Below are 19,422 nucleotides of genomic sequence, written 5' to 3'. Positions count from 1 at the left end.
TTTTAGGTCGGGGAGTTTTTCCATTCCTTGATCTAATGTCTATCTTGTCTTCTTGTCAAGGGGGTTGAGCAATTACCTCCAGACTTGAAAACCATGCCCCCCAAGTGGATTGCAGAAGTTCATGAAGCAGCACTCGATCTTAGTGATAATAAGCTTTATGAACTTATCGCTCAAATTCCCAAGGAGAAACAAGATTTCATCGCGGCGATGACATCTCTGGTAGATAACTTTCAGCTTGAAGCGATCGCAACTCTCACCCAGATTTAGGAAGAAGAACATGACAGCTTTATTCAAACTTGTAGCCCAAATGAATATTCTCATCGTGGATGATACCCCAGACAATCTACGCTTGTTAGCCAAAATTCTAGAGTCACAGGGCTATATTGTCCGTAAAGCCCTCAACGGCAGAATGGCACTCCAAGGTGTTCATCGCGACCCACCGAGTCTAATTTTACTTGACATCAATATGCCGGAGATGAATGGGTACGAAGTCTGCCAAAAGTTAAAAGCATCGGAAGCGAGTGCTCAGATACCGGTTATTTTTATCAGTGCCCTCGAACGACTAGAAAACAAGGTACGAGCCTTTGAACTCGGTGGCGTAGACTATATTACCAAACCCTTTCAAGAACAGGAAGTGCTGATGCGAGTAAAAAATCAATTACTCATCCAACAGCAACGCCAACAACTGCTAGAACAAAATCAACGTTTAGAACATGAAATCCAAGAACGTCTCAGGGCAGAAGCAGAAGTAAGACAGCTCTCCGTAACCGATGAATTAACTGGATTATATAACCGAAGGGGCTTTTTTTTACTAGCAGAGCAACAACTAAAAATTGCGAGGCGCACGCAAACATCTTATTTTATTTTGTTCGCTGACTTAGATGGTTTGAAAAAAATTAACGACACTTTAGGACACGAAATGGGAGACCGAGTAATCGTGGACGCAGCTCAAATATTGAAACAAACCTTTCGTGAGGCGGATATTGTTGCTCGACTGGGAGGAGATGAATTTGCTTTATTTATTCCTAACTTTTCTGGTGATTCATCTACTAATTTTCATGCTCGGCTGCAAGACAATATAGATCGCTTTAATCAACAGTCAGAGCGAGCTTATATATCAATAAGTCTTGGTGTGCAGTTTGGGGATTTAAATAATGAAGTTTTATTAGAACAATTGCTGGCAAAGGCTGATAAACTGATGTACGAGCATAAACGCACCAAACACTGTTTCAATCCTCAACCTTTCTTTTGAGAACACCGATATCGGAGCGTCATAAGCAGTATTTATTAAACGTGAGTTCAACCGAGAAAGAGTAAACTGAAAACAAGATCGGGAAACAGCTTGCAGACTTTAGCCCCTGGGCCAGAAAACACGATGCAGTACAGCTCATCACACCTAAAACTGAGAGGGTGACAACCGCGTTAAAAGCTCTCTCTGTATTAGGTTAAGGGTGTGTGCGAGCAAAAAATGTCGTAGCTATTGAACATTTGCTAGTTGAAATTGAGATGAATTTTAGATTCAGCGGACTTATGTAAAGTATTGTAGGATTAAATTGGCGATCGCTCAAACTGTTCGCAATTAAAATCTCTAGAGAGACTATTTATGCAAATTGTGCTGGCTACCTTAGATGATGGCTTAGTTAGAGCGTGGGAAAGCACTTGCGGCAGTATGGAAAATGTAAAGATACATCACGGTTCAATATTTGATGTGAAATGCGATGCTATTGTTAGTCCGGGGAATAGTTTTGGTTTCATGGACGACGGCTTAGATGTAGAAATTTCGGAATATTTTGGAGTGCAGGTTATTGAACGCTTGCAAAAACTAATTCAGGCTCGACATCACGGCGAACTCTTAGTAGGAATGGCAGAAATTGTAGACACAGATCATGCTGAAATTCCATATTTAATAGCTGCACCAATTATGCGGGTTCCCACAGTTTTAAGAGAAACTGTAAATGTTTATCTAGCAACTCGCGCTATTTTGAAATTAGTAAAATATGGCACAGTCCCAGATGGAACGCCAGTCAAACATATCATTGAAACTATCGCTATTCCCGGCATGGGTACGGAAATTGGCAAAGTGCCTCCACATATCTGCGCCAATCAAATGAAAGTTGCGCTAGAAGATATCCTCTTATCTCAGTACGAATTTCCTCAATCTTTACTGCACGCTCAAAGATGTCACCACTTGTTATATACGGACGAAAGCGAAGATTTGCATTGGGAAGATTGAAAATATTAAATTTGCCCGTTTTATTGTGTTGAGAAACCAAGTTTATGGCTGTGTGTTTTTTTAGGTAGAGAGACTTATCACAAATTTAAGTGCGCTAAACCGTACCTGCAAGTTGGCGGTATCCTACACACGAGAGCAACTTTGGTAGATATAATCTAATAGAACTGAGGTCATTCCAACTAGGTAAGCGCGAATACAAAAGTTGATAAACCTGGAAAAAGAATTGCCTAGTTCTTATTAAATGCCAGAATTCCTTCTGGCGCTACACGTACAAAGTCTGTATAAAAGACCACAATTCAATCGGGCGCTACACATACAAAGTCTGCGTCCGGGGACTGTTAGTTTTTTTCAAAATGTTTACTACCACAGGAGAAGATTGATATGACAGATCCAAAAGTAACCGAGGAACCGATTTTAGAGGCAACTCTCGAAACGACGGAGCTCGTCAAAAAAGAGATGCCCGACGCGACTGATGAGGCGATCGCAGAAACTGCGGCGCTGTTTGAAGCAATTAAAAAACGCGCCACGGCCGAAGTGCAAGCAGCGGGCGAACTCACCCGCGAAGCTTATTTAAAAGCTGTCAATAAGGCTTCCGGGGCGATCGAAGAAAATAAGGATCTCGCCCACGAGAGATTCACAGAAGCAGTCAGGCTGATTAAACAAGAAACTGAGAAAAATTGGCTGGTGGTGGATGCGATTAAAACGCGGGCGCAAGCGCAGGTGCAAGATGCAGGCGAAGTCAGTCGCGAAGCTTATTTGAAAGCAGTGCGACAAGCGCGAGAAGCGGTGGAACAAAATAAATTGATCGAACGCGATCGCATCGAACAAGCTGTTGACCACATTCAGACGGAAGCTGAAAAGAATTGGCACCTTATTGTGAAGCAAATTGAGTCGATAGGCACTCGCTTGACGGATGCGGCTAAGTCTGCATGGAACGCGCTGACGGCGTTTTTTGACAAGAAGCATTAAACTCAGATATGACACCATTTTAAAGAACAGGCTTTTCGGCCTGTTCCACAAAGATTGAATTTTCTTGTGGAACAGGCCGAAAAGCCTGTTGATATTTAAAGAACAGGCTTTTCGGCCTGTTCCACAAAGATTGAATTTTCTTGTGGAAAAGGCATCTTGCCTGTTCACAAAAGGTTTTGACACTAAGCGCTATAATCAAAAAGCTTTATTTTTAGTCCATAACCCCCAACCATGAGAACTTACTACTGCGGCGAACTGCGAAGCGAACACATCGGAGAGACTGTCACCCTTTACGGCTGGGTGGATCGCCGCCGCGATCATGGCGGGGTGATTTTTCTGGATGTGCGCGATCGATCCGGTATCGTGCAAATTGTCAGCGATCCCGAACGCACCCCCGATTCCTATCACGGGGCTGAGGCTTTACGCAGCGAATACGTGCTTAAAATTACTGGGCGAGTCAGCAGCCGCCCCGAAGATTCCCTCAACCCGAAATTGCCTACGGGTGAGGTGGAAATTTATGCTGACGAAATTGAGTTGTTAAATGCGGTTCGCAAACAGTTACCGTTTCAGGTGGCGACGGCGGAAAATGAAAGCGTGCGGGAAGATTTGCGGCTGAAATATCGCTATTTGGACTTGCGGCGCGATCGCATGAGTCGCAATTTGCAGCTTCGCCACCAAGTTGTGAAAGCTATGCGCCGCCACCTGGAAGATGTGGGAGGTTTTATTGAAGTTGAAACACCGATTTTAACGCGATCGACTCCTGAAGGTGCGAGAGATTATTTAGTGCCCAGCCGCGTCAATTTGGGCGAATGGTACGCTTTGCCGCAGTCGCCGCAGTTGTTCAAACAATTGTTGATGGTTTCCGGTTTGGACAGATATTATCAAATAGCCCGCTGTTTCCGCGATGAAGATTTGCGCGCCGACAGACAGCCGGAATTCACACAATTAGACATGGAAATGAGTTTCATGTCTTTAGAAGAAGTTATCGAATTAAACGAAGGTTTAGTATGCCATATTTTCCAAAGTGTCAAAGGGGTAGAATTGCCGCGTCCTTTTCCGCGCTTGACTTACGCTGAAGCAATGGATCGCTACGGTAGCGACAAACCGGATACTCGCTTCGGTATGGAATTAGTCGATGTTTCCGATTTGATGAAAGATTCGGGATTTAAAGTATTTTCCGGGGCCGTTGGTGCGGGCGGAATTGTGAAAGTTTTGCCGATTCCGGGCGGGAATGATGCGATTTCTAACGTGCGGATTAAACCGGGCCCCAAAGGCGATTTGTTTAAGGAAGCCAGCGACGCCGGTGCGAAGGGATTGGCTTACATCCGGGTGCGGGATAACGGCGAAATTGATACGATCGGCGCAATTAAGGATAATTTGACGGAAGCACAAAAACAGCAGTTGCTCGATCGCACGGGCGCGCAACCAGGTCATTTGTTGTTATTCGCAGCAGCCGACGCCACAACTGTCAATAAGACTTTGGATAGATTGCGTTTGTTCGTCGGTAATGAATTGGGATTGATTGACAAAGATAAGATGAATCTGCTGTGGGTGACAGATTTCCCGATGTTTGAATGGAACGCTGACGAGAAGCGTTTGGAAGCACTGCACCACCCGTTTACTGCGCCGCATCCCGACGATATTAACGATTTGAAAACTGCGAGAGCTCAAGCTTACGATTTGGTGTTAAACGGTACAGAAATCGGCGGCGGTTCTCTGCGGATTTATCAGCGGGATGTTCAGGAAAAGGTGTTTGAGGCGATCGGCTTATCGACTGAGGAAGCTTACAATAAGTTTGGCTTTTTGTTGGATGCGTTTGAGTATGGAACTCCGCCCCACGGAGGTATTGCTTACGGTTTGGATCGGTTGGTGATGCTGTTGGCTGGTGAGGAATCGATTCGCGATGTGATTGCGTTTCCGAAGACTCAGCAGGCGGGTTGTTTGCTGACAAATGCGCCGGCTGCGGTGGATGAGAAGCAGTTGAAGGAGTTGCAAGTGCGATCGACTTATACGCCCAAGTCATAACTATGAAACACCTTGATAATTGCGACTTGATTAGTTGCAGGTAGATGTCGGCGGCGGCGGGGCGATCGAGGTTATCGAATTTGCTGTCGTCGATGCAGAGGAGTTGGATAGAAGGCGTGCAGGTTAGTTTCGGTAAGTTGGGAGAGTTGGGGGAGTTGGGCGAGGTTGAGGATTAGGGTGTGGATATGCCATAATTAATTAGAGAGTGAAAGGAATCCTGAACTATGAAAAGCCCCCTTGAACTTGACGAAGAATTGGTTAAAGAAGCCTTTCGCTTAACCAATTTCAAGACAGAAAAAGAACTGATTGACTTTGCTTTGCAAGAATTAATTCGCACCCGTAAAAAGCGGAATTTACTCGATTTAAGCGGACAAATTCAATTTTCGACTGAGTACGACTACAAAGCTTTGCGGGAAAACCGAAATGTTTCTGATTGATACATCAGTCTGGATCGAAGTTTTCCGCGACAGGACAGGTGTAGTACGCCAATCCCTGGAAGCAATAATCAATGATGAAAGTATTTTTCTGAACCGATTTACTCAGATGGAACTTTTGCAAGGTTGTCGAGATGAACGGGAGTGGACACTATTAGAAACTTATCTCCAAGAACAAGACTACATCGAGTCTACGCCTAATACTTGGGTAGCGGCTGCTCGGATTTATTACGATTTGCAACGACAGGGGTTAACGGTTAGAAGTAGTATCGACTGCTGCATTGCCTAACTGGCGATCGAACACCAACTTATTCTAGTTCATAACGATCGCGATTTTGAAACAATTCAGAGAGTGCGATCGCTCAATTGCTTGCGCTTCCGACTCGACAATAATTAAAGATTGATTTGAGTTTGAGTTGGCGAGGATGGGGTGAAGAATGAAACGATCGCGGAAAGTATCTGTAAATCTCTTTGCGGTGGAGTATCCTGAAGAAATAGACTACGGCATCATTAACTTTAATACCGATTCGGTAATCACCCACTCTCAGGCGATAGTAGTCTGCATCACCTTTTACTTTTTTAACATTGCTGACTTCATTTAATTTTTCGGCGTTCTCAACTTCTTCTATCGCTTCCTGAATTCTTTGCAACAAGTCGGCATCAAGAATCTTGAGTAAATCCTTTTCAAAGCTCTTTTTAAACTCCACATTCACGGTTGCCTCTTCAGGATTTTGAAAATTTGCTCGCGGCTGACTGTTTCAGTATTTTCCCCTTCTTTGATAGCATTTTCCATCCCTATATCTTCTAGGGCTTCTGTTAAAATTTCAGAAAATACTTCTTTTTGTTCTTTTAATAACTCAAAAATCGCTGCTTTGAGCAATTCTTTAAGTTTGGTTTCGTCTAGAGTAATTTCAGACATGGCTTTTTTTGTGGTATTTATTTAAGGTTTTCATTATATCACGAAATAAAGCTGGCTTGTTTTCATTTTAATGCTATTTAATTAAATTTATTCTAGCTAACTTTGGTTTGCGGGTAGTGAGAAACCGGGGTTTTTCGAGAATACTTCGCTACACCTTGTAGAAGCGGCCAAAAACGCGGTTTCTTTGGTTTGCGGGTAGTCAGAAACCGGGTTTTTTACGGAAATACTGCATCCGGGCCTTTAACTGTCGTGAAAAACCCGGTTTCTTTGGTATTTATGGGTAAGTCCTAAATGAGACAGAAAGGCCGATCGCACTTTTTCAATTCGTGCGATCGCCCTCAAAGATTACTCTTTCCAGTAACGGGTTAAAATCCGAATTACCTCACCCGCAATCGGCGAAGGTAGAGGCGGGCTCCATTCCCCAACTTGTGCAAAACCCAATACGTGCAGCAGATTAACGATGCTGTCTACCGCTTTGGGAACGCCACACAACAGCAAACGAATCGGTTGCTTACCTTGAGGTACATCAGGGATTTCTTCCCGGAGCAGTTCAGGAACTGATTTTGGCTGTGATATCATACAGTTTCTCCTAAATATGGGAGTTCCAGCCCCCACCGAACGATTGCGAGTCTGACCGGTGGGGGTTTGGTTTTTGACTATTTACACGGTATCACACCGTGTGTCACTATGCAAGAGGCGTACAAAGAAAGTACGATCGATATATGAAGTAAATTCCCAGTTGCCTAACTTGCCAGCAAAAAACCTAAAACGAGTCACCAGCTACGTTCCTCCAAACGCCTACAACGTCTTGGAAGATTGGGCCAAGAAAGAAGACCGGACAGTCAGCAATCTCGTAAGTCGGATTGTCTCTGAAGCTGTAGATGCTTACTTGGCTAAAAAGACTACAGAAGATGAACCCAGCAGCAATTAACCTTTGATCTCTACGCTGATGGGTAATTCTCAACTGCCAACCTGTCGGGCCGTTTATTTTGTGTTGGAGTTGGGTTTTGTTTTTCCTCTAACCCGAAACCCGATCCAAAGGGTCAAATTCAGGAACCTGTTTTTGACCGAGGGATGTAATTGCTAAGACTAAAACACTTAACGTAAGACCTAAAATCGCATAACTCGGTAGTGAAAAAATAGTTACTTTAAACACATAAGGCAATTCCCCCCCCTTCCAGTTCCACCGCTTTCCTAGAAACACCAACAGCCCGCCATGAATCACAGCGGTTTGCACCATGACACAGCCCGCAGCCAATAACCAAACCGACATTCTTTGCCTAGAGAAGGCACAATGTTTAATCTGAAAACATAAATCATTCAGCAAAAAAACCACCGCCGGTGCTAACATCACAGAACTGGTGGGCTGTGAATAGTTGATAGCAATACTCAAAGTAGAAATTAGCACCATTTCAGATAAGTCAACTTTTTTTGACCAAGCATTGCGAGATTGTTTTTTGTAAAAATACCAACTCACTAAACCAACTAGCACCAGAATGATCGAGTCAGAAAATAGCTTCGCCACGAAGAGACTATGGGGGAAAAATCTCGGCCCCATAACCCTTAAATCAAGGCGACTCATAGAAATATAAGCATTATTCGATGGATCGTTGAGCCAGAGTGGAAATCCACGAGTCGCATCCTGTATAAAACCTGTTAAAGAATTGCCCGTTACAGCTAGACCTATAACTGCCAAAAAAATTACCGTGACTAGAGATATAAAAACTAGCTGAAACCGTCTTTTGATTAAAAAATAAGGAAGAAACAATATAAGTAAAGTGGGTTTGACAAGTGCAAAACCTAATAAAACTCCGGCAATTATATCTTGATTCTTTCTAGCATAAATGAACATCCATAACAGCAGAACCGCAATAAAAGTTGCCACATTGCCAACTTGAAGATCGAAGACAAAACCGTAGAGTAATGCAACTGATATACTACAAATAGTCCGAAAAGCTCGTGAGTGCGACACCAACAAGATATTCGCTCCCCATAAAACAAAACCTGTGGCAACAAGATGCAGCCAAGTCCAGATTGTGAAGGCAGTCTTCATCGGGAAATAGCCCAAAAACCACAGCACAGGAATGATATTAGGTGGATAAACAAAAGATGGAATAAACCCGCACACTTTAGTGATGCTACAGAAACCGATGTTAAACACCTCCACATTAAAGGGACTCAAATGCTGATGGGCTAATCTACTCGCTACATAAAACCACTTAAAATCCCAGTAAGGCGGATCGGGCCGAGTAGTCAGATTGTAAACCAACCAACCGGTATAACAGAGAAATCGGGTGAGAACTAATACAATAACTGCTTGCAAAATAAAGTTAACAATAGGTTGACGAAAAAACAGAGTCAACCTTTCGATCCAAGGATGTTTTAAAAACAAAGAATCTTGCCATGCTGTTTTTTCGCTATCTAATCGCCAATTATATTTGAGAAACAAAGCGACTGCAATTATAATAATTATATTCCATAATCCAAAGCTAATCATAGGTAATAATTTTAATAAAATTACTTTTTGATGATATCACAACCATAAATTATATCATGTCCGATCGATTAACCATAATATCCCGGTAGGGGCGGGTTTTTGAGATGGTAAATTATTGGTAGGTATTGTTTGCTCACGGGCCCCTACAACAAAAATCGCGGTTGCTCGACCGGACATCATATTATCAACGAAAAATCAGCCTTTGAACCTAGAATATAGACGCTTATTCCGGGTTTCAACCTAACTCTCTTTTCTCTCTTTTCTCTGCGTCCTCTGCGCCCTCTGCGGTAAAAAAAATCCTATTCACAAACGAAATAGCACTGCCATCCAAAAGCCCGATCGCACTTTAGCCCCTTATAACCCTGTTCACCCCCAAACATATGCGTTACCCTAGTTGACTACAACTTGTACCGCACTCCCCAACAAAATTCATGCTTCCCCGCATCAAAGAATTAGCCGCCACCCTAGCACCCCGCTTAATCGAAATACGCCGCCACATCCACTCCCACCCCGAACTCAGCGGTCAAGAATATCAAACCGCCGCCTACGTAGCCGGAGTTCTCGCATCCAGCGGAGTCCGGGCGATCGAAGGAATCGGCAAAACAGGAGTGCTCGGCGAAATCAAAGGCCACAGCAGCGAGTCCCGGTGGCTGGCAATTCGCACCGATATGGACGCTTTGCCGATTCAAGAACGCACAAACTTAGAATTTGCCTCCCGCAACGAGGGAGTCATGCACGCCTGCGGCCACGACATCCACACCACCGTCGGTTTGGGCGCAGCCATGATATTGTCTCAGCTAGAGGAAAAATTGCCCGGTCACGTCCGCTTCTTGTTTCAGCCGGCCGAAGAGATTGCCCAAGGTGCTCAGTGGATGATTAAAGATGGGGCGATGCAAGATGTTGACGGCATCCTCGGAGTGCACGTTTTCCCGACGATTCCCGGCGGTTGCGTCGGTATCCGCCACGGGGCCCTGACAGCGGCGGCAGATGACCTAGAATTGATTGTGATGGGCGAATCCGGCCACGGTGCGCGTCCCCACGAGGCGATCGACGCAATTTGGATTGCTTCTGGGATAATTACCACTTTGCAGCAGGCAATTAGCCGCACGCAAAATCCTTTGAGGCCTGTGGTTTTGACGATCGGGCAAATTAGCGGCGGACGAGCGCCGAACGTGATTGCCGATCGAGTAAAATTGCTGGGAACCGTGCGATCGCTGCATCCTGAAACCCACGAAAACCTGCCGGCTTGGATCGAACAGATTGTTTCCAGCGTTTGCGCGACTTACGGCGCTAAATACGAACTCACCTACAAGCGCGGCGTACCCGGAGTCCAAAACGACCCAAAACTCACGCAATTAGTCGAAACTGCGGCTTTAGAAGCTTTAGGTCGATCGCGCGTCCAGATTTTACCAGAACCATCCCTCGGCGCGGAAGATTTTTCGATGTACTTAGAACACGCACCGGGAACCATGTTTCGCTTAGGAGTGGGACTGACTGACAAACCGAATTATCCCCTCCACCACCCGCAATTTGAGGTTGATGAATCTGCGATCGTGACCGGCGCTGTCACCTTAGCCTATGCCGCCTACCAATATTGGAAACAGCAGTAACTAATGTCAAAAGCGAAAATACACAAGCTTGTAGGGTTCCTAATGGCATAACGATTTTAGATTTTAGATTTAGGTCTAGGGTGCGTCCGGGATAAAATTTGCTCGGTGTAAAGTTTATTTGCGCCTACCTACTTAACAGAATTCTGGCAACCAAACCACCTTATCTTCCGCAATTCCCCTATAGCAGTCGCTAAATGTGCTAACCTACAATCAAAAATCCCCCAATTTCAACTATCGCGAGACAGATAACCGTGTTCGCTCAAGCACCTCCAACTCCCAATTACAAATGGTTTAGCTGCATTTCTAGGACTGTGTTCGCCGCATTGTGCCTGTTACCCATTTTCAGCGCTGCGGCATACGCCCAAAGTCCCCAAAATAGACCGATCAAAATCGGCGTGGTGCAGCGGTTTGGCACGAAAGCAACCGACAAACTGACGCTGAAAGCATTACCGGGCGACAGCTTAACTTTGCGTTACAAAACTCCTCAAGGCATAGAAACCAAAACTGCTGCTAGCGTCAAGTTAGAAATAGCCCCGAAACCGCTGGAATCGCCCTTAGTAGAAGAACGAGTGGTACTAAGTTCTCACCGCAGTTTCGAGAGTGCCGAAGACAGCGCTAATCAGTGGCGCGCCCAGGGAATTGAGGTAGAAATTGCTCAACCTTTGCGCTGGCAAGTTTGGGCGAAAAGAGATACTTACAACTCTCCTTTGGTGCGTCGCTGGCTGTTGCAAAGTTTGCAAGCTCAAGGTAACAAAACCGCTTTTTTGGATTCCAAAGTTTTAAAACAAATACCCCAGGCATTTTGGGTTTTAAACGGCTTTCGTTTCAACCGCAATGAGTTGGATGTGACGGCCGGGAAAAATGTAATTGAGGTATTGGAACAAACCACCCAAGAGGCGACAGCTATTGAACCAGAAAAAGCTATTCAACAAACTCGCCGTTATGGTGGTAATTTGCGCCTGCAAAAAAATGCTTACGGCACTTATACTTTGGTGAATGAAGTGCTGACGGAAACTTATTTGCGGGGTGTTGTTCCTCACGAAATCGGGGCTTTTTCGCCTTACGCTGCGATTGTCGCTCAAACTATTTTGGCGAGAACCTACGCCTTGAGAAATTTGCGCCGGTTTGCTGTGGATAATTATGAGTTGTGCGCTGATGTTAACTGTCAAGTTTATAAGGGTTTGACGGAGGTTTACCCGCAAAGTGATAAGGCGATCGCCCAAACGAGCGGTTTGGTGCTAACTTACGAAAATCAGCTAGTAGACGCGCTTTATTCCGCGTCTAGCGGCGGCGTGACAGCCTCTTTTAACGATGTGTGGCACGGGGCGGAACGTCCGTATTTGCGATCCATCGTCGATTCCCCTAATAAGGTGTGGGATTTGTCCAAGCAGAGTTTGTCTGACGAAAACAATTTCCGCCGCTTTATCAGTTTGGAAAAAGGGTTTAATGAGGAAAAAGAAGACACTTTTCGGTGGCGCGAACCTGCTTCTTTGACCGCGCTTGCTGGATTTCTCAAACAGTATCTTCAGAAGAAACAGCACCCGCTGGCTAATATTAAAACTGTCACTCAGGTGGAAGTGGTGGAAAGGTCGCCCGCAGGTCGAGTTTTGAAAATGAAGGTTCAAACTGACTTGGGCCCGATTGATATCGACAAAGACGAGATTCGCAATGCTTTTTACCCGCCGATTAGCACGCTTTTTTACCTAGAACCAATTTACAATCCAGACAAAACTCTCAACGGTTATGCTTTTGTCGGAGGCGGTTTTGGGCACGGCGTGGGAATGAGTCAGACTGGTTCTTACAATTTGGCTAATTTGGGCTGGAATGGATCTCAAATTCTGGGCTTTTATTTTCCCGGCGCTCGAGTTGTCCCGCTTAGCGATAACATTACATTTTGGCGCGAATAGGCGATCGAACTCGGCCTAAGAGTCGGCGATTTAAATCGCCACTACACAAATAAATTCCGCGCCACGCCAAACTAAACATTAGCCGTAAAAGTTTTAGATTTTAGACTTTGGATTCTAGATTGGTTTCACAGTTAATCTAAAATCTGCCATCTAAAATCTAAAATTATTGGGCCAGCTATCTGCTCAAACAGCTACGAATTCATAGATGGGAGTGAGAGACTGCTGGCGGCTTTGTTGCAGTGTTAGACACCGAAACCCGGTTTCTTAAAATAATTGCCGTATTTCAGCTTCTTAATTCTGGAAACGAGCAACCGGGTTTCTTAGGGTATCACGCAGAGCGTCCTTTCTTAGTAGAGCTCTTCTTCTTTGTGAGTTTCGATCGTACAGTCAGACTTGGGATAGGCGACGCAGGTGAGGACAAATCCAGCTTCGATTTGGTCGTCGTCCAAGAAAGATTGGTCGGATTGGTCAACTTCGCCTTTGGTAATTTTGCCGGCGCAGGTGGAGCAAGCTCCAGCGCGGCAAGAGTAGGGGAGGTCGAGTCCTGCTTCTTCAGCAGCATCAAGAATGTAAGTATCGTCATCAACGTCAATGGTCTGGTTAATTCCTTCGGCTTCGCTGATGAGGGTAACTTTGTAAGTTGCCATGCACTAAATCCTCTCAAAAATTCAACAAAATTGATAATTTTTCCTAATGCAACCTTCAAGGCTCTATTAGCTTTGAGGTTAGGTATTAGGTTCGTTCCCTCTATGATATTAGGGGATATAAGGGAGGTTGACACACTTATTTACAAAACATTTGAATGGGATTAGTTATAACTTTTTCTAATTTCATCTTTATTACTTATACCTATCTTGGGTTCAGCCTTGTGATACTGTTGCCGCAAGACTTGCGCGAAATAATCCGGTTTCTAGGAAAAATCCTGTTTTGAGCCCTACAGCACAAAAACCGGGTTGTGGGTATGCGGTGTGTCGATCGAGTTTCAGCAAGACTTGCTGCAAGGCAAGTCCCAGCAGGCGGTGAAATGTATAGTTAGATCGACATCAAGACTTGGGTGTTGAAGGCTCGATCCCATAAATCGCACCACAACCACAGGTTAAAATCGGGGCCATAGAACCCCTAAACCCCTGCACCGCAAGTCTGTAACTATCTAAAATCTTAAATCTCAAATCCCATGACTAATATTGATACTCGCTTTGGTTTTTCAGTTAATTCTCCTATTCGCGTGGGGATTGTGGGTACTGGTTTTGCCGCTAAGTTGAGGGCCCAGACAATTCAAGCTGATGGGCGATCGCACTTGGTAGCTGTTGCGGGCCACTCCCCGGAAAAAACCGCAGCCTTTTGTCAAGGCTTCGGGGCAGAAGCTGCGGTTTCCTGGCGCAAGCTGGTAGAAAGAGACGATTTAGATTTGGTGATTGTCTGTACGGTGAACCGGGATCACGGGGCGATCGTCCTGGCCGCGCTCGAAAATGACAAGCACGTTGTGGTGGAATATCCTCTATCTTTAGACGTATCTGAAGCAGAAAGGGCGATCGAACTTGCAGCCCAAAAGCAAAAACTCCTCCACATCGAACACATCGAACTCTTAGGCGGTTTGCACTCCTCAATCAAAGAATCTTTGCCCTTAATCGGTAAAGTTTTTTACGCCCGCTACATTACTGTTACTCCTCAACACCCAGCGCCGCAGCGGTGGACTTATCAACATTCCCTCTTTGGGTTTCCGTTAGTTGGTGCAATTTCGCGACTGCACCGATTTACTGATTTGTTCGGGGAAGTCGCAAGCGTTAACTGTCAAGCTCAATTTTGGGACAGTCAGCCGGATTTCTACAAAGCTTGTTTGTGCAACGCACAGTTGCGCTTTGCCAATGGCGTTGTCGCTGAAGCTGTTTATGGCAAAGGAGAGAGTTTTTGGCAGTCTGAAAACATTTTCACCATCTACGGAGAAGCAGGAACGCTGGTTTTTACTCCAGAATCCGGTCAATTAATTCAGGGAGAGAATCGGCAAAACATCAAAGTAGGAACGCGGCGCGGCTTGTTTGCCAAAGACACCGATATGGTGTTGGAATATTTGTCAAGCGGTACGCCTTTGTACGTGGATAATGCCAGTAGTTTGTACGCTTTGAAGGTGGCAGATGCTGCGAGGATATCGAGCCAAAACAGGCAAAGTATCGCCATTATAAATTGATAAAAAACTAGGAGAAAGAAGGTCATTTAATTTGGGTAAAAATCCAATCCAAGTGAGATATTGCAACCTTTTCAATTACCTATAACAATCCTAATGCTAAATCATTTGTGTAATTATTGTAGGGATCGCGAATTAAATAATTTACACTCTTGAAAGTGGGTTGGGCGGAACCCCGCCCTTTCTGGACGGGCGGGACGCCCATCCCACAAGAACCATCACGCATTGTAAGTTATTTAATTCTCATTCCTAGGGGCAAACCCCCCGTGGTTGCCCCCATGAGACCGGGTAGATAAAGAAAGGCATTACCTCTAAATATTTGTACGACTCCTGGAAGGATTGCTATAGTAATCCTTCCAGGACATGAGCTAGTTTCCATCCCAAAAAGATGGATTCAAACTGTCGAAGTCCATGAACAAGGATAGACATTCCTGGAGGCACGGAAATGGAATAAGCTGTCGCGCATTTAAATTGTATATTAAGGGCGGGCGGGACGCTAGGGCCCTACTCCCCACAAGACTTTGATTTTTTTTGACAGACAATTTAAATGCTTCAATAGTGCTATAAAAGTAAGGATGGCGATGGAGCTCGCCGAAACCGCCCTGCGTTATTCATAATCTTCATAACGTTTAAAAGGCTGATGGCTCCTACTGTTCCGACTTGTGGCGGAAGGGTAGGATGGTGCGGATGCCTCGATCGATCTTTCCCCTACAAGTCACCTTCATCGATTCAACTTCAAGGTGGCGTGATGTTAGAAAGTATAATCTGGATTTTATTAATGGGCTTTTTTGTCGGGCAGATTGCTCGACGGCTGAAAGCTCCAGCACTCGTAGGTATGGTGCTGGTGGGCATTTTATTAGGCCCGCAACTGGGGAATGTGATTAGCGAGGAGGTTTTGGGCGCAGCGAATTCCCTTCGCACCATAGCCGTGATGGTGATTTTGATGAAGGCGGGGTTAGGACTCGATCGCGAAAAGCTATCCCAACAGGGAACCGTGGCGCTGCGATTAGGCTTTCTCCCCGCAGCTTGCGAGGCTATTTCTATTGCTGTCGCTGCGATGTGGCTGCTTCAGTTTGATTTTTTGACGGGGCTACTGCTAGGCTGCATCATTGGCGCAGAATCTCCAGCAGTAATTGTTCCCGGAATGCTGCGGTTAAAAAGTCTAGGGTGGGGAGTAAAAAAAGGAATTCCCGATGCGATTCTGACGGGAAGTGCCTTGTCAGATGTATTGCTGTTGCTGGTGTTTAGCCTACTGCTAGCGTTTCTGTCCCAAGGGAAAGCTACAGCCATTACCTTACTGGGAGGAATCACCCTCAGCCCTCTGCAATTGCTGCCATTTCAAATCATCATCCAAATTACCTTGGGGGTGCTTTTGGGATGGGTAACTGCTCGAATTTTAGTGTCACTATTAGTCAAGCAAAACTGGACTCAAACTGCGGTTCAGGATTCCCTAGTCGCTGCTGGCTTTGCCCTAGGGCTGGTAGTATCAGCCGAACATATTCCGGTTTTCTCTGGCTATTTGGCTGTCATGGCGGCGGGGTTTTTCCTGATTGAGTTGGATGCACCTTTAGCACGAAGATTGCGGGGTGGCTTTGATAGTTTGTGGACGATCGCGGAAATTATTTTGTTTGTGCTGCTGGGAGCAAGTATTCAACTTAATGTATTAGGCAATACCTTGCTGGTTGGTTTGTTGGTGTTGGCGATCGGGACTCTGATTGGGCGATCGCTCGGTTGGTATCTTTCCACCTTGGGTAGTAATTGGACTGGGAAAGAACGGCTGTTTTTGCTAGCAGGAAATTCGGCTAAGGCAACGGTGCAAGCGGCGATTGGGGCAATTCCTCTAGCTCAGGGGATTGCTGGTGGCGAGACGATTTTGGCGATCGCAGCCCTCTCAATTTTAGTAACCGCTCCCTTGGGTGCTTGGGCAATTCCTACCTTTGCTCCCAAACTATTAGAAAAAGGCGAAGTTGACCCGACCAAAGTAGCGATTTCCGGCCGTCCAGTTTTTCTCGCCGCAGTAGACACTTCCCCCCTAACAACAGATGTTTTAACTAAGGCGGCAGACTTAGCTCGGCGCAGTGACGGGGATGTGATTGTTTTGTATGTGGATAACCTGGGAGATAAAAAGGCGATCGCCCAATTACAACAACAAGCACAACGAATATTATCAGATATTCGCTATGAGTTCCTGAGTCTTTCTGGTACAGTGCCAGAGGAGATTATCCGCGTGGCGCAAGCTCGGCAAGTGACATATATTGCGATCGGAAAACGAGGGCATCAACCTTGGGAACAAGTGCTAGTAGGTTCAGTTTCTCAAGCCGTATTAGAAACCAGTCCTATGCCTGTCATCTTGGTAGAATCTAGTTACAAGTAATCCCAAATATGGGTTTTATATCGCCTTAATACTCTTCTCCCCTCTCTGCATCCTCTGCGCCCTCTGCGGTTCATAATCAAGGCGCTATTTAACCCGGATTTAGGCTCGATCGCAGCGAGCCTAAATTTATTCAAAAGAATTGTTTATTATCAAACCTCTCCTTCAATTTGAGCAGTTCACAGTCATTCCGCAACTGGGCAAGTGGTTCATTGTCTGTTTAGGCAGACCAAGCTTCGCGAAAGTCAGCATAGAGGGTCAATCCACCATCAATATAGAGCGTTTGTCCCGTAATGTAAGCCGCTTCATCTGATACGAGAAACGCAACAGATGCTGCCATTTCCTCCGATGTGCCTGCCCGTCCCATTGGGATATGGCTTTCCACTACTGCCTTTTGTTCTGGATTGTCCGTCCAGCTTTCATTAATCGGTGTAATCGTCGCACCGGGCGCAATAGCATTGACACGGATGCCTCGGTTTGCGTATTCCAACGCTAGGGTTTTAGTCAGATTTCCCATGCCGCCTTTGCTGATGGAATAGCTGATATACATCGGGCGGGGAATGATTTCATGCACACTCGAAATATTGATAATCACGCCAGGGCGCTGCTGCTTTAACAGATGCTTAATGGTTTCCCGCGCACAGAGATATGCACCTCGCAAATTCACCGCAATCACGCGATCGAATTCATCGGTTGGCACTTCATGGGATGCGCTTTCTGTTTGAATCCCAGCATTATTAATCAGGATATCCAGACTACCAAATTTATCAATGACAGTATTCACCATACGAAGGATGTCGTCTTCTTTGGAGACGTCTCCCTGAACTAATAGGGTTTCAACGCCGCATTCCGATGCTTGTCCACAGGCTTTTTGCAGAGCTATTTCTTCCGTATCTTCTGCCTCTTCTAAGCTTTTGCGATAGTTAACGGCAATGTTGCAACCTTCTTGGGCGAGACGAATGGCGATCGCCTGCCCAATGCCTGAACTCGCTCCAGTAATTAGTGCGTTTTTTCCCTTTAAACCTTTCATAATTGCTCTCCCAGAGATTCACAACAAAATATCTTAACCGAAACCTTAAGCCAACTGGCTTCTACATCAACCAGAAGCTTGTTCTGTCTTTTCCCCACGCATTTCATCAATATCCAGGATGCCGATCGCCACCCCCGCGATCGTCCGGGAGCATCTCATATCTGTAAAAACACTTATTCGGGATCCTTCCTTCTTCCTTTTTCCCCGCAGCAAGAGAGCCTCAAAACTCCAGCCTCAAAACTCCAATTTTGGGCTGGGCTGCTTTCATTGAGATGCTCCCACTGCTAAGCTGTTGTGCATTTAAACTGAATATCACAAAACAATCCCCTTGGGGTGGGGTGGGGCTAATATCCCGCCCAGAATATGCAATTTAAATGCGTGACAGCTTATATACCTTCTTGATTTGATTTATGCTTACCTAATTATTGAAGTTTCCCCGCAATTAGACCAACCAGCACAATCAGACCTAATGCTCTACGAAAGTAATTAACGCCTTGAAATAATTCTTCCCAAGCCCAAGTAAACAAAGAGCCAAATGCTACTAGATCCAACCCTAGATTAACTTTTCCTGTTGTAACAACAAGCGTTAATAAACTAGCTACAATTCCGACACTCAGTGGTAGATTTGGCATCTGAGCTATAACAATTTTGCCTTCGCTGTCCCGGAATGTGCGATCGAACAATGTGTTTTCCATGAGTTTCTCGTGTCAATGTAATAAATAGAACCAGGTTAACATTCAATACAGTTGGTTTTTTGGGGATGATACTACAAGCTTTAGATGGCAAGAAACATAAAAAACTCGAATTAAATGCAAGTCAGGAGTGGAGATGACATTGATTTAATTATCCACCGGGGCTCAAAGTCATAGAAAATTAGCCATTGGGCCCTAGAAAAATAGTCCGCACTATTGAACAGTGCAATATAGGATTTATTCTTGGTCAAGTTTTTTGGGATTCCCTGTCATGAATTTATTCGGCTTGTTTTTTCCCTTATTTTAAGTAGTTTTATGTGAGTGGGTAGAGGGTATTGTTATAGTAAATTTCCCAAAATCAAAAATCATCTCTCGCTTGGAAGAGTTTAGAGTAAAAGGTGATCTATAATTGGACAGACATCATCGATTCTATAGTATCGCATCGAGAGCTATCGACCTCATGCTCAAATCCAAGGTTAGGAATGAGAATTAAATAACTTCCACTCTTGAAAGTGGGATGGGCGTCCCGCCCGTCCACTCATGACGGGCGGGA

Annotated in this window: 19 protein-coding genes and 1 riboswitch; of the genes, 12 read left to right on the top strand and 7 right to left on the bottom strand. The window is 45.1% G+C overall.

Annotation, left to right across the window (positions count from 1 at the left end):
* The first annotated feature begins 93 nt into the window (after positions 1-93).
* From QUA50_RS26975 to vapC, 7 genes are all read left to right on the top strand, one after another.
* Positions 94-267, top strand: coding sequence for a hypothetical protein (locus tag QUA50_RS26975; protein ID WP_333268244.1), 174 nt, complete (start codon positions 94-96; stop codon positions 265-267).
* Between the two features lie 10 nt (positions 268-277).
* Entirely contained in the window at positions 278-1,252 is a 975-nt protein-coding gene (locus tag QUA50_RS26970) for a diguanylate cyclase (protein ID WP_333268242.1), read from the top strand.
* 351 nt (positions 1,253-1,603) lie between these two features.
* Complete coding sequence (locus QUA50_RS26965) at positions 1,604-2,233, top strand: macro domain-containing protein (RefSeq protein ID WP_333268240.1); 630 nt, start codon at positions 1,604-1,606, stop codon at positions 2,231-2,233.
* A 381-nt stretch (positions 2,234-2,614) separates the two neighbouring features.
* Positions 2,615-3,202 carry a hypothetical protein gene (locus QUA50_RS26960; protein ID WP_333268238.1) on the top strand — a complete coding sequence of 196 codons (588 nt, stop codon included), beginning with the start codon at positions 2,615-2,617 and terminating at the stop codon, positions 3,200-3,202.
* A gap of 231 nt (positions 3,203-3,433) precedes the next feature.
* Positions 3,434-5,227: an aspartate--tRNA ligase gene (gene aspS / locus QUA50_RS26955; protein ID WP_333268235.1), complete on the top strand. Its 1,794-nt coding sequence runs from the start codon at positions 3,434-3,436 to the stop codon at positions 5,225-5,227.
* A 224-nt stretch (positions 5,228-5,451) separates the two neighbouring features.
* Positions 5,452-5,664: a type II toxin-antitoxin system VapB family antitoxin gene (locus QUA50_RS26950; protein WP_333268230.1), complete on the top strand. Its 213-nt coding sequence runs from the start codon at positions 5,452-5,454 to the stop codon at positions 5,662-5,664.
* Positions 5,651-5,950, top strand: coding sequence for a type II toxin-antitoxin system VapC family toxin (vapC, locus tag QUA50_RS26945; RefSeq protein ID WP_333268227.1), 300 nt, complete (start codon positions 5,651-5,653; stop codon positions 5,948-5,950). Before QUA50_RS26950 ends, vapC begins: the two co-directional genes overlap by 14 nt.
* Before the next feature lie 73 nt (positions 5,951-6,023).
* Here the strand turns inward: vapC and QUA50_RS26940 are convergent, their stop codons facing one another.
* From QUA50_RS26940 to QUA50_RS26930, 3 genes are all read right to left on the bottom strand, one after another.
* Complete coding sequence (locus tag QUA50_RS26940; RefSeq protein ID WP_333268225.1) at positions 6,024-6,374, bottom strand: type II toxin-antitoxin system RelE/ParE family toxin; 351 nt, start codon at positions 6,372-6,374, stop codon at positions 6,024-6,026.
* Entirely contained in the window at positions 6,371-6,580 is a 210-nt protein-coding gene (locus QUA50_RS26935; RefSeq protein ID WP_006633400.1) for a hypothetical protein, read from the bottom strand. Before QUA50_RS26935 ends, QUA50_RS26940 begins: the two co-directional genes overlap by 4 nt.
* Before the next feature lie 345 nt (positions 6,581-6,925).
* Positions 6,926-7,159 (bottom strand): hypothetical protein, encoded by a 234-nt coding sequence (locus QUA50_RS26930; RefSeq protein ID WP_333268222.1) that lies wholly within the window; start codon positions 7,157-7,159, stop codon positions 6,926-6,928.
* Positions 7,160-7,319: 160 nt separating this feature from the next.
* Between QUA50_RS26930 and QUA50_RS26925 the strand changes: the two genes are divergently transcribed.
* Complete coding sequence (locus tag QUA50_RS26925; RefSeq protein WP_333268220.1) at positions 7,320-7,511, top strand: ribbon-helix-helix domain-containing protein; 192 nt, start codon at positions 7,320-7,322, stop codon at positions 7,509-7,511.
* Between the two features lie 87 nt (positions 7,512-7,598).
* Here QUA50_RS26925 and QUA50_RS26920 read toward each other — a convergent pair whose 3' ends face one another.
* Positions 7,599-9,077, bottom strand: coding sequence for a glycosyltransferase family 87 protein (locus QUA50_RS26920; RefSeq protein WP_333268217.1), 1,479 nt, complete (start codon positions 9,075-9,077; stop codon positions 7,599-7,601).
* 431 nt (positions 9,078-9,508) lie between these two features.
* Here QUA50_RS26920 and QUA50_RS26915 point away from each other — a divergent pair, with 431 nt between their 5' ends.
* Entirely contained in the window at positions 9,509-10,687 is a 1,179-nt protein-coding gene (locus QUA50_RS26915) for a M20 family metallopeptidase (protein WP_333268215.1), read from the top strand.
* A gap of 251 nt (positions 10,688-10,938) precedes the next feature.
* Positions 10,939-12,594 (top strand): SpoIID/LytB domain-containing protein, encoded by a 1,656-nt coding sequence (locus QUA50_RS26910; RefSeq protein WP_333268213.1) that lies wholly within the window; start codon positions 10,939-10,941, stop codon positions 12,592-12,594.
* A 347-nt stretch (positions 12,595-12,941) separates the two neighbouring features.
* Here the strand turns inward: QUA50_RS26910 and QUA50_RS26905 are convergent, their stop codons facing one another.
* Positions 12,942-13,241, bottom strand: coding sequence for a ferredoxin (locus tag QUA50_RS26905; RefSeq protein WP_333056974.1), 300 nt, complete (start codon positions 13,239-13,241; stop codon positions 12,942-12,944).
* Between the two features lie 527 nt (positions 13,242-13,768).
* On the opposite strand from QUA50_RS26905, the gene QUA50_RS26900 reads away from it, so the two are divergent.
* Positions 13,769-14,779, top strand: coding sequence for a Gfo/Idh/MocA family oxidoreductase (locus QUA50_RS26900; protein ID WP_333268210.1), 1,011 nt, complete (start codon positions 13,769-13,771; stop codon positions 14,777-14,779).
* A gap of 565 nt (positions 14,780-15,344) precedes the next feature.
* Positions 15,345-15,433: riboswitch (Fluoride riboswitch) on the top strand.
* A gap of 91 nt (positions 15,434-15,524) precedes the next feature.
* On the top strand, positions 15,525-17,150 hold the full coding sequence (locus tag QUA50_RS26895; RefSeq protein WP_333268246.1) for a cation:proton antiporter: 1,626 nt from the start codon (positions 15,525-15,527) through the stop codon (positions 17,148-17,150).
* 217 nt (positions 17,151-17,367) lie between these two features.
* On the opposite strand, the gene QUA50_RS26890 is transcribed toward QUA50_RS26895, so the two are convergent.
* Together QUA50_RS26890 and QUA50_RS26885 are read right to left on the bottom strand one after the other, a co-directional pair.
* Positions 17,368-18,177, bottom strand: coding sequence for an SDR family oxidoreductase (locus QUA50_RS26890; protein ID WP_333268208.1), 810 nt, complete (start codon positions 18,175-18,177; stop codon positions 17,368-17,370).
* 422 nt (positions 18,178-18,599) lie between these two features.
* Positions 18,600-18,872 (bottom strand): hypothetical protein, encoded by a 273-nt coding sequence (locus tag QUA50_RS26885; protein WP_333268206.1) that lies wholly within the window; start codon positions 18,870-18,872, stop codon positions 18,600-18,602.
* Positions 18,873-19,422: the final 550 nt, after the last annotated feature.

Source organism: Microcoleus sp. M2_D5 (assembly GCF_036701935.1).
In the GTDB taxonomy this organism is placed as follows: domain Bacteria; phylum Cyanobacteriota; class Cyanobacteriia; order Cyanobacteriales; family Microcoleaceae; genus Microcoleus.
The sequence above is the reverse complement of the archived record's forward strand: the minus strand, read 5'-3'. Positions and strand labels throughout refer to the sequence as shown.

What these genes read in the sequence shown, in the direction of transcription:
- QUA50_RS26975 (WP_333268244.1), top strand. Translation starts at nt 94, where the DNA reads ATGCCCCCCAAGTGGATTGCAGAAGTTCATGAAGCAGCACTCGATCTT.
- QUA50_RS26970 (WP_333268242.1), top strand. Translation starts at nt 278, where the DNA reads ATGACAGCTTTATTCAAACTTGTAGCCCAAATGAATATTCTCATCGTG.
- QUA50_RS26965 (WP_333268240.1), top strand. Translation starts at nt 1,604, where the DNA reads ATGCAAATTGTGCTGGCTACCTTAGATGATGGCTTAGTTAGAGCGTGG.
- QUA50_RS26960 (WP_333268238.1), top strand. Translation starts at nt 2,615, where the DNA reads ATGACAGATCCAAAAGTAACCGAGGAACCGATTTTAGAGGCAACTCTC.
- aspS (WP_333268235.1), top strand. Translation starts at nt 3,434, where the DNA reads ATGAGAACTTACTACTGCGGCGAACTGCGAAGCGAACACATCGGAGAG.
- QUA50_RS26950 (WP_333268230.1), top strand. Translation starts at nt 5,452, where the DNA reads ATGAAAAGCCCCCTTGAACTTGACGAAGAATTGGTTAAAGAAGCCTTT.
- vapC (WP_333268227.1), top strand. Translation starts at nt 5,651, where the DNA reads ATGTTTCTGATTGATACATCAGTCTGGATCGAAGTTTTCCGCGACAGG.
- QUA50_RS26935 (WP_006633400.1), bottom strand. Translation starts at nt 6,580, where the DNA reads ATGTCTGAAATTACTCTAGACGAAACCAAACTTAAAGAATTGCTCAAA.
- QUA50_RS26930 (WP_333268222.1), bottom strand. Translation starts at nt 7,159, where the DNA reads ATGATATCACAGCCAAAATCAGTTCCTGAACTGCTCCGGGAAGAAATC.
- QUA50_RS26920 (WP_333268217.1), bottom strand. Translation starts at nt 9,077, where the DNA reads ATGATTAGCTTTGGATTATGGAATATAATTATTATAATTGCAGTCGCT.
- QUA50_RS26915 (WP_333268215.1), top strand. Translation starts at nt 9,509, where the DNA reads ATGCTTCCCCGCATCAAAGAATTAGCCGCCACCCTAGCACCCCGCTTA.
- QUA50_RS26905 (WP_333056974.1), bottom strand. Translation starts at nt 13,241, where the DNA reads ATGGCAACTTACAAAGTTACCCTCATCAGCGAAGCCGAAGGAATTAAC.
- QUA50_RS26900 (WP_333268210.1), top strand. Translation starts at nt 13,769, where the DNA reads ATGACTAATATTGATACTCGCTTTGGTTTTTCAGTTAATTCTCCTATT.
- QUA50_RS26895 (WP_333268246.1), top strand. Translation starts at nt 15,525, where the DNA reads ATGTTAGAAAGTATAATCTGGATTTTATTAATGGGCTTTTTTGTCGGG.
- QUA50_RS26890 (WP_333268208.1), bottom strand. Translation starts at nt 18,177, where the DNA reads ATGAAAGGTTTAAAGGGAAAAAACGCACTAATTACTGGAGCGAGTTCA.
- QUA50_RS26885 (WP_333268206.1), bottom strand. Translation starts at nt 18,872, where the DNA reads ATGGAAAACACATTGTTCGATCGCACATTCCGGGACAGCGAAGGCAAA.